The sequence below is a fragment of the Streptomyces sp. NPDC059010 genome, assembly GCF_042740355.1.
Classification (GTDB): domain Bacteria; phylum Actinomycetota; class Actinomycetes; order Streptomycetales; family Streptomycetaceae; genus Streptomyces.
The window spans coordinates 1-12,958 of the sequence record NZ_JBHYJA010000014.1 but is presented as its reverse complement, the minus strand read 5'-3'; the positions used below and the strand labels follow the sequence as shown (position 1 = coordinate 12,958).

Sequence of the window (12,958 nt, the reverse complement as noted above, 5' to 3'; positions counted from 1 at the left end):
GGTGGGCCCATGGTTGATCGGGGTGCGAGCGCCCTGTCTCTCCCGGACGACTGGCCCGCCCACCCGGACCCGATCCTGGCGCTCAACCACATGGGCACCTTCGACTGGGACCTGGACACCGGTGTGTTCCACATGGACGCCCAGGCCCATGAGGTCTTCGATCTGCGCCCGGACGAATACGACGGGAACCCCGTGACCCTGGCGGTCCGGGTGCCGCCGCCGGAGGGCTACCGGCTGGACGGCATGGTCTCCAAGGCCCTGAAGGACGGCAGCGAGAACTACGGCGCCTACTTCCGTATCCGCTGCCGTGACGGCAGCCTGCGCTGGACCCACACCCAGGGCTACATCCGCCGCGACGAGACGGGCCGCCCGCGCCGTATCGTCGGCATCGTCCGCGACGCCACCGACGAACTCGCCGAGAGCGAGGAGCGGCGCGAGCAGGCCGCCGAGGACGAGGCACGGCGCCGGCAGACCAACGTCGTCCAGCTCACCACGGCCGCGCTCGCGCACGCCCGCACCGTGCAGGACGTGATCGACGTCCTCAAGGACACCCACGGTCTGACCCACCTCGGCGCCACCAGCCTGGTGATGGGCCTGGTCGAGGCCGGCCGTATCCGGCTGGTCGCCGAGGGCCCCTCGGGCAGCTTCGTGCCGGGGACGCTGGTCACCCGAATAGACGAGCAGTACCCGATGAGCGAGGTCGTCAGGACCCTCACCCCGCGGTTCATCGAGTCGCCGGAGGAGTTCGCGGACAGGTACCCGATCCTCTGGCCGCACATCACCGACCTGAACATCACGGCCGCCGCCTATCTCCCGCTGATCGCCCAGGCCCGGCCCATCGGCGCCATCGGACTGCTCTACAGCGACCGGGACGGCTTCTCCACCGAGGACCGCAACGTGCTCGTCGCCCTCGGCAGCAGCATCGCGCAGAGCCTGCAGCGGGCCGTGTTCTACGAGCAGGAGAAGGACCTCGCCACCGGTCTGCAGCAAGCCATGCTGCCGCGCACCATCCCCAGCGTCCCCGGCGCCGACATCGCCGTCCGCTACCGCTCCGCCTCCCTCGGCCGGGACATCGGCGGCGACTGGTACGACCTGATCCCGCTGCCGGGCGGACGGGTCGGCGCGGTCATCGGCGACGTCCAGGGCCACGACACGCACGCCGCCGCCGTCATGGGGCAACTGCGCATCGTGCTGCGCGCCTACGCCGCCGAGGGGCACACCCCGGCCACCGTGATGGCCCGCGCCTCGGTGTTCCTGCACGAGCTGGACACCGACCGCTTCGCGACCTGCCTGTACGCGGAGGCCGACCTGGCCACCGGAGTGGTGCAGGTGGTCCGGGCCGGCCATATCGACCCGCTGATCCGTGAGCCCGGCGGGAGCTGCCGTCGCGTCCCGGTCGAGGGCGGGCTGCCGCTGGGCCTGTCCGCGGAGTTCGGGCGGCTCGAATACCCGGTCGGCACCATCGAGCTGGACTCCGACCGCACCCTGCTGCTGTGCACCGACGGCCTGGTCGAACAGCCCGGCGCCGACCTGGACGACGGAATGCAGACCCTGGTTGCGCTCATCGCCACCGGCCCGGACGACGTACGGGACCTCGCCGACCGCCTGATCGACGTGGCCGAGGAACGCGGCGGCGACGACGACGTGGCCCTGCTCCTGCTGCGCCGCCGTGTCCTGGACGCCCCGCAGTCCGGCGGCCGTCTCCAGCAGCACGTGGCGCCCGGAGACCCGGAGGCACTCACCGGCGCCCGGCACATGATCCGCGCCGCCGTACGGGCCTGGAACGCCGGCGACCGGGCCGACGAGATCGAGCTCGTCGCCGACGAACTGATCACCAACGCCCTGATGCACACCGAGGGCTCCGCCATAGTGACCCTGCGCGTCCTGACCGGCTCCGAACGCCGGCTGCGGGTCGAGGTCGAGGACTCCTCCAGCGCCCTGCCACGCCGCCGAGAGGCGGGCGAGTCCGGCGTCTCCGGCCGCGGACTGCTCCTGGTCGACCTGCTCAGCGACGTGTGGGGCGTGGAGGCCCGGGGCGGCGGCAAGTGCGTGTGGTGCGAGTTCGTGGTGCCGGAGCGGGGCTGAGCCGCGGCGTGCGGGAGGCGGGGCCCGCGCGGACCCGCCTGGCACTGTCGGTGCCGGATGGCACTCTGGACGTATGCCGGAACTCCCCGAGGTCGAAGCGCTCAAGGACTTCCTGACCGAGAACCTGGTCGGCCACGAGATCGTCCGTGTGCTGCCCGTCGCGATCAGCGTCCTGAAGACGTACGACCCGCCGGTCACCGCCGTCGAGGGCCATCAGGTCGTCGCCGTGCACCGGTACGGCAAGTTCCTCGACCTCGCCACGGCGGACGGCCCGCATCTGGTGACCCACCTGGCCCGTGCGGGCTGGCTGCACTGGAAGGACCGGCTGCCGAGCGGAATGCCCCGTCCCGGCAAGGGCCCGCTCGCGCTGCGGGTGGCCCTGGAGACCGGCGCCGGCTTCGACCTCACCGAGGCCGGCACGCAAAAGCGCCTCGCGGTCTACGTCGTGCAGGACCCGCAGCAGGTCCCGGGCGTGGCCCGGCTGGGCCCGGACCCGCTCGCCGAGGACTTCGACGAGACGCGCTTTGCGGCCCTGCTGAAGGACGAGCGGCGTCAGCTCAAGGGCGCCCTGCGCGACCAGAGCCTGATCGCCGGGGTCGGCAACGCCTACAGCGACGAGATCCTGCACGTGGCGAAGATGTCCCCGTTCAAGCTGGCCTCCTCGCTGACCACGGAGGAGACCGCCAGGCTCTACGAGGCCTTGCGCACCACTCTCACCGAGGCCGTCGACCGCTCCCGGGGTGTCGCCGCCGGACGCCTCAAGGCGGAGAAGAAGAGCGGCCTGCGCGTCCACGGCCGCACCGGCGAGCCGTGCCCGGTGTGCGGCGACACCGTCCGCGAGGTCTCCTTCAGCGACTCCTCGCTCCAGTACTGCCCCACCTGCCAGACGGGCGGGAAGCCCCTGGCGGACCGCAGGATGTCGCGGCTGCTGAAGTAGGTCTCACCGGGACGGAAGCGTCACCAGGTGGTCGCCGCCCGCCGTCCGCACCTCGTAGCGCAGGATCTCGTCGGTGTGCATCGCCGAGGCACCCATCATGGTGTTCTCCCGGGCGTCGTGGTGGGCGGCCGACCAACTGGTCACCGTCTCCTTCGAGCCGTCCCGGCCGATGGCGATGAGATGGCAGGCGCGCGGACCGGCGCCGTCCTTCACCTTCAGCTCCACCTGGCTGCCGTAGGCCTCGTTCTCGGTCGTCACCTGCGCCCACACACCCGACCGGGCGTCGGTCGCCTCGACCACCTGTACGGCCTTGTCGTCGCCGCCCGCCATGATCGCGATCCCGGGCCCGGCGAGGGCGACCACGACCGAGGCGGCCACGGCGAACAGGGTGCGGCGGCGCAGCGCGCGATGGCGGGCCGCCACCGCTTCGAGCAGCCGGTTCAGCATCTGCGGGCCGGGCTTGGCCATCGGGTGCACGAACTGGGGCGTGGACCGCCGGTACAGCAGCAACTGGCGGGTGACCGGCCCGAACTCGGTCACGTGTGCGGCGCAGCGCGCGCACTCCATGAGGTGGTCCTCGAAGCGGAATGCCTCCGCCTCGTTCAGCACGCCGAGCGCGTACGCGGCGACGTCGCGATGCCTCTCCAGGGACCTCATGCCGAATCCTCGTGCCGTTGGGTGTGGGGTGTGTTACTCCTTGCGCCCACTGGTACGCACCAGGCAGTCGAATCACTCAAGGCCTACGCAGAATCGCAACCAAGGGATTCGGAGCGGTCGGCGTCGAGGATTGGTCCGGGGAGAAAAGAACTTAAAAAAGGTGGATGGCGAGATGCCCGAGCGGCAGCCCCAGCTGCCACGCCGGTGTCCACACCTTGGGCCCCTCGTCCTCGCCGACCAGCGCACCGCCGCCCGGCACCGCGTTCAGATCGGGCGCCAGCAGCTCGGTCTCCTGCAGCCAGCGCCAGGCCGCCTCGGCGAGCTCAAGGTCGGGTGCGGGCCCGCCGGACTCGGCCGCCTCGGCCGCGAGGCCCGCCATGCGTTCGCGTACCCAGTGCTGCCACGGCTGGTCGTACGCCGTCAGTGACAGCCAGGTCTCCAGCTGGGAGACGACCCGGATGCCGGAGAGTTCGCCGTCGGTGTCGGAGAGGAAGATGGTCAGCGCCAGCGCATCGCGCCCGGCGCGGAACTCGAAGGACGTCGGCGGCATGAGATCGCCGGTCCGCAGCAGCTCGTCGGCGATGTACTCGGCGTACAACCAAGCCATGGGGACGGTCAGTTCACCGCCGCCGGTGCCGTCCGTGCTCTCTTGACCTCTGTGCAGCATCCCTTCCTGCCTTCCTCCGGTAAGTGCGTCGCCCGACCCGCGGGACCCGTGGGTCCCGGCCCAATCCGGAACACGGATGAGGACAGCCGATTACTCAACCGGGGTCCTCAGCAAGGCGCTTTACGGAGGTTTGACTCAGCCGTTGGTTTCACCGCAGGTCGGCCGCGTATCCCGGAAGCACCCTGCGCAGGGCGCGCAGCGCATAGTAAGCGCGGGACTTCACGGTACCGGGCGGAATACCCAGGGTTTCCGCGGCCTCTGCAACACTCGCCCCTTGGAAGTACACGAGCACCAGGACTTCACGGTGCTCCGGAGTGAGTGTCTTCACAGCTTCGCGCACATCGAGCACTTCCGCGGCCCGTTCGGCGTGATCGGACATCACCCGGGCGTTCTCCAGGATCGCGTCCCCCACCTCCGGTGGCCGCGCCTGCCGGGCCCGTCGCGCGTCGATGGCGAGCCGCCGCCCCACGGTCATCAGCCACGGCCGTACGGAGTCGAAGTCGTCCGCGCGCAGCGCCTCGGGATGCTGCCAGGCGCGCACCAGCGTCTCCTGCACGAGGTCCTCGGCGCGCTGCCGGTCGCCGTCGCAGAGCCGGAGCAGCAGCGCGAAGAGAGGCCGGCCGTGCTCGCGCTGCAGCGCGGCGAGCTCGTGCTCGGCGGTCGTCGTCCCGTTGGTGAGGGTGGTTCCGGCCGTCATGGCCGTATGCCATCGCAGGCGGCTGTTTTGTGACAGGGCACACGCACGGGTCTGCGGCGGACGGTCGATCGCGTCGGCGAACGGTACGACGAACGGTTCCTTCCGCCTATTCGGGACGGGCCGGACGGGCTAACGGAAGCGGCCGAATTGTTTACGGCTCGCCCCGCTTTCATACGTATTGGTGGGTAATACGACCACACGGGGTGAGCTGATGATTGCACGCAGTCGACTTGTGGCCCTCGCTCTGACGGCCGCCCTCGCTGCAGGCGCCGCCTGCCAGGCCAACAACCGCAAGGTTTCGGGGCAGTCGGGCCCCTCCGCCAACCCCCGCGCCTTCACGCTCGTCGCCTCCGGCGACATCCTCCCGCACACCTCCATCATCGACCGTGCCCGCTTCGACGCCGGTGGCTCCGGCTACGACTTCCGCCCGATGCTCGCCGGTGTCAAACCCGTCGTCTCCCGAGCCGATCTGGCGCTGTGTCACATGGAGACCGTCTACGGCGCCGACGGCCAGTACACCGGATACCCGACCTTCAAGTCCCCGCCGGAGGTGGCCCGCGGTGCGGCCGACACCGGCTACGACGGCTGCTCCACCGCCTCCAACCACAGTCTCGACGACGGTGCCGCCGGCATCCTGCGCACCCTGAACGCCCTGGACGAGGCGCGGGTGCGGCACGCGGGGACGGCGCGCACCGAGGGGGAGGCGCGCTCCGTGACGGTGCTGCGCGCGGGCGCCGCCAAGGTCGCGCACCTCGCGTACACCTACGGCGTGAACGGCTTCCCGCTGCCGCCGGGGCAGCCCTGGGCGGTCAACCTCATCGATCAGGCGAAGATCGTGGCGGACGCCCGCGCCGCCCGGAAAGGGGGCGCCGATGTCGTCGTCGTGTCGATGCACTGGGGCACCGAATGGCAGGAGGCCCCGGATGACACCCAGGTCACCCTCGCGCGCGAACTCACCGCGGCGAAGACCGACGGCCGCCCCGACATCGACCTGATCCTCGGCACCCACGCGCATGTCCCCCAGGCGTACGAGAAGGTCAACGGCACCTGGGTGATCTACGGCATGGGCGACCAGGTCGCGGGCGCGATGTACAACGAGCAGGGCGTGCAGGACCCGCGCGGCAACCAGTCCACCCTCGGCCGCTTCACCTTCGAACCGCCGGAGGAGAACGGCGATCGCTGGGAGGTGAAGAGGGCCGAGTTCATTCCCCAGCTGTTCGACATCGACGCGGGCCGCGTGATCAACCTCAACCGGGCCATCGACCGGGGCGCCGAACTGCGCGGTGTGCGCGACCGGATCCGGGACGTCGTGCTGAGCCGGGGGGCGGGCGACGACGGGCTCAGCATGGGGGAGTAAGCCGGTCCGCGCCCACGGTCATTCGGCGTCAACCGTCATTCCACGTCCACGGTCATTCCGCGTCCACGGTCATTCCACGTCCGCGGTCATTCCACGTCCACGTGGTCGAAGGTCTTCATCATCTCCTTGAGCACGCGCACGCACGCCCGGAGCTCGGCCTCGGTCAGCTCGCCCCCGCCGACCTGCCGGTTCAAGGCGTGCTCGCGCGCGAGGATCGCGGTGATGACGGCCTCGCCCGCATCCGTGATCCGGATCAGCGAGGACCGCTGGTGCGCCGGATTGGGCGTCGCCTCGACCCAGTCCCTGGCCATCGCGTCGTTGGTCATGCGCTGCACGAACTGCCGGGTCAGCGACATGACCCGGGCCATCTGAGGCACCGTCATGGGCCCGTACCTGTGCAGCAGTACCAGGACGGAGCGCACGCCGACGGACACCCCGTCGACTTCCTCGCCCTGCTCCAGTTTGCGCAGGCCGCGCCGGTAGAGCGCGCCGATCAGGTCGAACACCTCGCTGACCCGGTGGCCGAGATCGTCGGGGGAGAGGGGCGTGTGGTCGTCGTTCACCGGGCCATCATGACACCTGGGTTGCCAAATTTCCCCGAAGATGACACCTTGGTTGTCATGATGACAGCGACGACTGCTTCGGATCTGTGTTTCTTCGCCTCCGCCGACGACGACCTCGCCTACCGTGACGCCGGGACCGGCGACCTGGTGGTCCTGGTGCACCCCGGGTACGTCGACCACCGCTACTTCGACGACCAGATACCGGCCCTGGTGTCCGCCGGCCACCGTGTCATCGCCGCCGACGTGCGCGGCCACGGCTTCTCCGCCAACGCGAGCAAGCCGTTCCGCTGGGCCGACGACCTCGGCGGCCTGCTGCGCCACCTCGATGCGGGGCCCGCGGTCCTGGTCGGCGCCTGCATGGGCGCGGCGGTCGCCACCGACACCGCGCTGGAGTACCCCGAGCTGGTGCGCGCGGTGGTCGTCAGCGGCGGCGGGACCAGCGCGTTCGAGCACTCCGACCCCTGGACCGTGGAGCGGGCCGCCGAGTCGGCACGCATGCTGGGCGCCGGCGATGTCTCCGGCTGGGTCGAGGCCTTCGCCAAGAACGTGTCCGGCCCGCACCGCACCGTGGACGAGGTGGACCCCGACGCGGTGCGCAGGATGCGGGAGATGGCGATGCACACCGTCTCCAAGCACACCGTCGGCGAGCCGAACTGGCACGTGCCCCTCGACGACCCGTGGAGCCGCGTCCCGCAGATGGACATGCCCGTCCTCGCCGTCCACGGCGCCCTCGACGCGGCCGACGGCATCGACATGGCCGAACGGCTCGTCCAAACCGTGCCGAACGGCCGCTCGGTGACCATCGACGCCACCGGGCACTTCCCGAGCCTGGAGAAGCCCGAGGCCTTCAACCGGATCCTGCTCGACTTCCTGCGAACCCTGTGACGCCCCGCCGCCTCAGCGCGCGACCACGTAACTCAGATGCCGCACGCTGAGCGACACCGGCTCCAGCCGCAGCCACACCGTGCCGCGCTCCGCCGGGTCGTCGTGCAGACAGTGCACGAACCGCGGGTCCCAGCGGCCCTCGTCGGCTCCCAGACAGCGGGTCAGCTTGCGCCGTCCGCGAGGAACGTCGAACGGCACGAGCTCGGCGCGGCCCCGTGCCAGACCGGGCGCACCGTCGGCCCGTTGGTCGCGATGCGCGCGGTCAGCGGCCGCCGGAGGAAGGCGTCCACGTCGAAGGCAGGAGAAGTCATGCCCCGGATCTACGCCCCTACGGCACCACCGTCACCGGCCACCGCCCGGCCTTCACCAGCCGCACCGCGACGGAACCGACGATCCGGTGACCGGCCTGCTCGGAGGCGCCCACCACCACGGCGTCCGCCTTCAGGTCGTCCGCGGCCTTCACCAGGCCGTTGTACGGGTCACCGGGGAAGGTGTGGAACTCCCAGCGCACGTCGAATATCCCCTTGACCCGCTCGGTGGCGTCCCGGATCTGGGCGATCAGGTCCTCCGCGATCTCGTCGGTGGTCTCCGCGACCGGCGCGCCGAGCGCCGCGCCCGCCGCCATCACCGGCTGCACGTACACGACGGCGAGCAGGGCGTTCTGCCGTCGGGCGAGGCCACCGGCGTAGGCCGCCGCGCGGAGCGAGGAGTCGGAGCCGTCCACCCCGACCACGATGACCTTGGGCCCGTCCGTGCCCCGCTCGAACTGGTGCGAGTGCTGTTCCGTCACGGCAGGGAGGCTATCGGAACCCGCAGGTCCCACCGCCGGGCAGGGCGCGCACCGGGCTCTCGACGGGCGAGGACGCCGAGGGCTTCCTACAGTCGGAACATGACTGCCACCGTGCAGGCGGCCCCGGCGAAGGACAGCACGGGCCGGACACGGCCGCCCGGGAACGGCTTTCTCAGCAGGGTGCCGGAGGGTTTCGCGACCTTCCTCGGCGCCCTCGGACTGCTCTGCGCCCTGCTGGCCGTCATCCCCCCGCTGCGCGTCGCGCTCCGCCCCGTCGTGCGCGTCCTGGACCAGATCATCGTCCCGGTCAGCGCCAACCTGGCCTACGCCGTCTTCCTCTTCCTGCTCGCCGCCGCGACGGCCGCCCGCAAGAAGATCGCCTGGTGGCTGGTCGTCGTCTACCTGGGCCTGCTCGTCCTGACCGACATCCTCGGCACGGTCGTCGGCGACTACTCCGACTCCGTACCGTCCCTCATCGTGTGCGGCCTCGCCCTAGCCCTGCTGATCGTCGCCCGCGGGGAGTTCTACGCCGCCTCCCGCCGCGCCGCCGTACGAAGAGCCCTCGGCGTCCTGGTCGTCGGGCTCGCCGTGGGCATCCTCGTCGGCTGGGGGCTGGTCGAGCTGTTCCCCGGCACACTGCCGCCCGGCCAGCGCCTGGCGTGGGCCGCCGACCGGGTCTGCGGCGGCCTGGTCTCCGGCGCCTCCTACGACGGACGGCCGCCCCGCCCCCTGTACTTCGTGCTCGGCCTGTTCGGCGCGCTCGCCCTGCTGAACGCCGCCGCGACACTGTTCCGTTCGCAGCGCATGGAGGCCGCCCTGCACGACGACGAGGAGGCCCGGATCCGCGCCCTCCTCAAGGCCTACGGCGACCAGGACTCCCTCGGCTACTTCGCCACCCGGCGCGACAAGGCCGTCGTCTTCTCACCCAGCGGAAAAGCCGCCGTCACCTATCGCGTCGAGGCCGGCGTGTGCCTCGCCAGCGGGGACCCGGTCGGCGACCGTGAGGCCTGGCCGCACGCCATCGCCGGCTGGCTGGACCTGGCCCGTCGTTACGCCTGGGTGCCCGCCGCGATGGGCGCCTCCGAGGACGGGGCCCGCGCCTACGCACGCGCCGGCCTCGGCGCCCTCCAGCTCGGCGACGAGGCGATTCTCTACGTGCCCGACTTCGACCTCGACGGCCGCGACATGCGGGTGACCCGGCAGGCCGTGCACCGCGTCCGCCGCACCGGCGCCCACTGCCGTATCCGCCGCCACGCCGCCCTCAGCGAGCCGGAGATGGAGGAGGTGCTCGGCAAGGCCGACGCCTGGCGCGACACCGAGACCGAACGCGGCTTCTCCATGGCCCTGGACCGCCTCGGCGACCCGGACGACGGCGACTGCCTCCTCGTGGAGGCCCTCGGCGAGGACGGCGAACTCCTGGCCCTGCTCTCCTTCGTGCCCTGGGGCAGGGAAGGCATCTCCCTGGACCTGATGCGCCGGGACCGCGCCGCACCCAACGGCGTCATGGAGTTCATGGTCGCCGACCTGTGCGCGGCGGCGCCGAAGATGGGCATCCGCAGGATCTCGCTGAACTTCGCCGTGTTCCGCTCGGTCTTCGAGGAGGGCGCCCGCATCGGCGCCGGACCCGTGCTGCGGCTGTGGCGGCGCCTGCTGCTGTTCTTCTCCAAGTGGTGGCAGCTGGAGGCCCTCTACCGCTCCAACGCCAAGTACCGGCCCCAGTGGTTCCCCCGCTTCATCTGCTACGGCGAGGCCGCCTCCCTCGCCCGTATCGGCCTCGCCTCCGGTATCGCCGAGGGATTCGTCTCCGTACCGTCGCTGCGCAAACTCCGCAGAAAGGGGCACCCGAGGAACGGACCGCGTCCGGCGACCACCGAAGGACTGCCCTCGCTGGCGGCGCTCGGCCTCGAAGGAGGGGACGAGGCCGGGGCGGTCGGGCCGGATGCGGGCCTGCCCGAGCAGGTCCGCATCCGGCACCACACCCTCGACCGGCTGCGCGCCGACGGCCTCGACCCCTACCCGGTGGGCATCCCGCCCCGCACCCACGCCCTCGCCGACGTCCGCGAGGGCGAGCGGGTCACCGTCGCTGGCCGGATCATGCTCGTCCGCGACTTCGGCGGCATCGTCTTCGCCGTCCTGCGCGACTGGTCCGGCGACCACCAACTCGCCCTCACCCGGGGTGACTCGGGCGCCGCCCTCGGCCGCTTCACCCACGACACCGACATCGGCGACCTCATCAGCGCCACCGGCCTGGCCGGCGTCAGCGACAAGGGCGAGCCCACCGTCTTCGTCACCTCCTGGCAGCTCATCGGCAAGTGCCTGCGCCCCCTGCCCGACAAACGCCGCGGCCTCGCCGACCCCGAGACCAAGGTCCGGATGCGCTACCTCGACCTGGTCTCCAGCCCCGCCGCCCGCGACGTGGTCCGCGCCCGCTCCACCGCCGTCCAGGCCCTGCGGCAGGGCCTGCTGGAGCGCGGCTACCTGGAGGTCGAGACACCGGTCCTGCAGCAGATCCACGGCGGCGCCAACGCCCGCCCCTTCACCACCCACATCAACGCCTACGACCTGAACCTCTATCTGCGCATCGCCCCCGAGCTGTATCTCAAGCGGCTCTGCGTCGGCGGCCTGGAGAAGGTCTTCGAGCTGGGCCGCACCTTCCGCAACGAGGGCGTCGACTACAAGCACAACCCCGAGTTCACGATGCTGGAGGCCTACCAGGCGTACGCCGACTACGACGTGATGCTGGACCTCGTCCGCGAACTCATCCAGGGCTCCGCGACCGCCGCCTTCGGCTCGCCGATCGCCTGTCAGGACGGCAAGGAGTACGACATCTCCGGGCAGTGGCCGGTCAAGACGGTGTACGGCGCGATCTCCGAGGTGCTGGGCGAGGAGATCACCCCCGACACCGAACTGCTGCGGCTGCACCGGCACTGCGACCGCGTGGGCGTGCCGTACACCGCCGACGACGGCCATGGTGACGTCGTGCTGGAGATGTACGAGCGGCTCGTCGAGGAGAAGACCCAGCTGCCCACCTTCTACAAGGACTTCCCGACCGATGTCTCCCCGCTCACCCGCCAGCACCGGGTGGACCCCCGGCTCGCCGAGCGCTGGGACCTCGTCGCCTTCGGCACCGAACTGGGCACCGCCTACTCGGAACTCACCGACCCCGTCGAACAGCGCCGCCGGCTCACCGCCCAGTCCCTGCTGGCGGCCGGTGGCGACCCCGAGGCGATGGAACTCGACGAGGAGTTCCTCGATGCCCTCGAATACGCCATGCCGCCCACCGGCGGTCTCGGCATCGGCGTCGACCGGCTGGTCATGTTCCTCACCGGCCTGACGATCCGGGAGACCCTGCCCTTCCCGCTGGTGCGGCGCCGCTGACACACCGTCACAGCAGGTGCGGGCACCGGGGCTGGGCCGGTCGGGCGTACTCATGCGGCCGTACCGGTGTCGTCGTGGTGCCCCGGTCCCTCGCCGGGCGACTGATCTTTCATGACGAAGGATCAGTCACTCACGCGGCGCCGTGCGCTGCTCGCCGGGGCCGTCGCCTGCGGAGCCGCCGGCACCGCCGGACTGTACGCGACGCTCGCGGGCGTGGTGCCGATCCGGCCCGCCGGCCCTGCCGCCCCCGTGGCCCCCGCCACCTCCGCGGCCCCCGCCGCGCCGGGCCCGCGGGCCAGCCGCCCGCTGAAGCCCTCCGCCTACCGGCTCCAGCCCCTGACGGGTTACGGTCCGCCCCGCGCCGCGCCGCGTCGGCCCCACGTCCGCCGTGAGCCGTTCCTGCGCATGTCGGGGCGGGGCCGCACCATGGTGCTGACCTTCGACGACGGACCCGACCCCCGCTACACCCCGCACATCCTGGACACCCTGCGCGAGTACGACGTACGCGCCATGTTCTTCGTGTGCGGCGAGATGGTCGCCGACAACAAGGACCTCGTGGCACGGATGGCCGACGAGGGCCATGTGGTCGGCAACCACACCTGGTCCCACCCGCTGCTCACCCGCCTCAGCCGGGCCCGGATCCACGCCGAGATGGAACGCACCTGCGAGGTGATCGAGGAGACGTACGGCGAACGCCCCGTCTGGTTCCGCGCGCCCTACGGCGCCTGGAACCGCGCCACCTTCCAGCTCGGCGCCGAGCTGGGCATGGAACCGCTGGGCTGGACCGTCGACACCCTGGACTGGATGGCCCCCGGCACCCGCACGATCATCCACCGCGTCCAGCACGGCGCCGCCCCCCCCGGCGGGCGGCGCGCCCCCCACCCCCCGGGGGCCCCCCCCCCCCACGGGCGGGCCCCACCCCCCGCAATAGCGCCCCGGCTG

General features: G+C 71.5%; 11 protein-coding genes and 1 pseudogene. 6 read left to right on the top strand and 6 right to left on the bottom strand.

Annotated features, from left to right (window positions below; genetic code table 11):
* Positions 1-9: 9 nt before the first annotated feature.
* Positions 10-2,085, top strand: coding sequence for a SpoIIE family protein phosphatase (locus ACFWYS_RS16710; protein ID WP_384768579.1), 2,076 nt, complete (start codon positions 10-12; stop codon positions 2,083-2,085).
* A 73-nt stretch (positions 2,086-2,158) separates the two neighbouring features.
* On the top strand, positions 2,159-3,022 hold the full coding sequence (locus ACFWYS_RS16705; protein WP_384768576.1) for an Fpg/Nei family DNA glycosylase: 864 nt from the start codon (positions 2,159-2,161) through the stop codon (positions 3,020-3,022).
* A gap of 3 nt (positions 3,023-3,025) precedes the next feature.
* On the opposite strand, the gene ACFWYS_RS16700 is transcribed toward ACFWYS_RS16705, so the two are convergent.
* From ACFWYS_RS16700 to ACFWYS_RS16690, 3 genes are all read right to left on the bottom strand, one after another.
* Positions 3,026-3,679: a zf-HC2 domain-containing protein gene (locus ACFWYS_RS16700; RefSeq protein ID WP_384768573.1), complete on the bottom strand. Its 654-nt coding sequence runs from the start codon at positions 3,677-3,679 to the stop codon at positions 3,026-3,028.
* 151 nt (positions 3,680-3,830) lie between these two features.
* Positions 3,831-4,346: a hypothetical protein gene (locus ACFWYS_RS16695; RefSeq protein WP_272113611.1), complete on the bottom strand. Its 516-nt coding sequence runs from the start codon at positions 4,344-4,346 to the stop codon at positions 3,831-3,833.
* Positions 4,347-4,494: 148 nt separating this feature from the next.
* A complete protein-coding gene (locus ACFWYS_RS16690; protein WP_272113612.1) occupies positions 4,495-5,043 on the bottom strand; it encodes a sigma-70 family RNA polymerase sigma factor in 549 nt (182 codons plus the stop codon).
* A gap of 211 nt (positions 5,044-5,254) precedes the next feature.
* On the opposite strand from ACFWYS_RS16690, the gene ACFWYS_RS16685 reads away from it, so the two are divergent.
* Positions 5,255-6,400 carry a CapA family protein gene (locus tag ACFWYS_RS16685; RefSeq protein WP_384768569.1) on the top strand — a complete coding sequence of 382 codons (1,146 nt, stop codon included), beginning with the start codon at positions 5,255-5,257 and terminating at the stop codon, positions 6,398-6,400.
* Positions 6,401-6,486: 86 nt separating this feature from the next.
* Here the strand turns inward: ACFWYS_RS16685 and ACFWYS_RS16680 are convergent, their stop codons facing one another.
* Positions 6,487-6,963, bottom strand: a complete 477-nt coding sequence (locus ACFWYS_RS16680; protein ID WP_384768566.1) for a MarR family winged helix-turn-helix transcriptional regulator — start codon at positions 6,961-6,963, stop codon at positions 6,487-6,489.
* 57 nt (positions 6,964-7,020) lie between these two features.
* Here ACFWYS_RS16680 and ACFWYS_RS16675 point away from each other — a divergent pair, with 57 nt between their 5' ends.
* Positions 7,021-7,848, top strand: a complete 828-nt coding sequence (locus ACFWYS_RS16675) for an alpha/beta fold hydrolase (protein WP_384768564.1) — start codon at positions 7,021-7,023, stop codon at positions 7,846-7,848.
* A gap of 12 nt (positions 7,849-7,860) precedes the next feature.
* Here ACFWYS_RS16675 and ACFWYS_RS16670 read toward each other — a convergent pair.
* A pseudogene (locus tag ACFWYS_RS16670) lies at positions 7,861-8,159 on the bottom strand (hypothetical protein).
* 17 nt (positions 8,160-8,176) lie between these two features.
* Entirely contained in the window at positions 8,177-8,638 is a 462-nt protein-coding gene (locus ACFWYS_RS16665; RefSeq protein WP_384768561.1) for a universal stress protein, read from the bottom strand.
* Positions 8,639-8,737: 99 nt separating this feature from the next.
* Between ACFWYS_RS16665 and lysX the strand changes: the two genes are divergently transcribed.
* Together lysX and ACFWYS_RS16655 are read left to right on the top strand one after the other, a co-directional pair.
* Positions 8,738-12,016: a bifunctional lysylphosphatidylglycerol synthetase/lysine--tRNA ligase LysX gene (gene lysX, locus ACFWYS_RS16660; RefSeq protein WP_384768558.1), complete on the top strand. Its 3,279-nt coding sequence runs from the start codon at positions 8,738-8,740 to the stop codon at positions 12,014-12,016.
* A 111-nt stretch (positions 12,017-12,127) separates the two neighbouring features.
* Positions 12,128-12,958: polysaccharide deacetylase family protein (locus tag ACFWYS_RS16655; protein ID WP_384768555.1), on the top strand; the 831-nt coding region annotated here is incomplete at its 3' end.

Excerpts from the sequence above, each read along its gene's own strand:
- ACFWYS_RS16710 (WP_384768579.1), top strand. The coding sequence starts at position 10 with ATGGTTGATCGGGGTGCGAGCGCCCTGTCTCTCCCGGACGACTGGCCC.
- ACFWYS_RS16705 (WP_384768576.1), top strand. The coding sequence starts at position 2,159 with ATGCCGGAACTCCCCGAGGTCGAAGCGCTCAAGGACTTCCTGACCGAG.
- ACFWYS_RS16700 (WP_384768573.1), bottom strand. The coding sequence starts at position 3,679 with ATGAGGTCCCTGGAGAGGCATCGCGACGTCGCCGCGTACGCGCTCGGC.
- ACFWYS_RS16695 (WP_272113611.1), bottom strand. The coding sequence starts at position 4,346 with ATGCTGCACAGAGGTCAAGAGAGCACGGACGGCACCGGCGGCGGTGAA.
- ACFWYS_RS16690 (WP_272113612.1), bottom strand. The coding sequence starts at position 5,043 with ATGACGGCCGGAACCACCCTCACCAACGGGACGACGACCGCCGAGCAC.
- ACFWYS_RS16685 (WP_384768569.1), top strand. The coding sequence starts at position 5,255 with ATGATTGCACGCAGTCGACTTGTGGCCCTCGCTCTGACGGCCGCCCTC.
- ACFWYS_RS16675 (WP_384768564.1), top strand. The coding sequence starts at position 7,021 with ATGATGACAGCGACGACTGCTTCGGATCTGTGTTTCTTCGCCTCCGCC.
- lysX (WP_384768558.1), top strand. The coding sequence starts at position 8,738 with ATGACTGCCACCGTGCAGGCGGCCCCGGCGAAGGACAGCACGGGCCGG.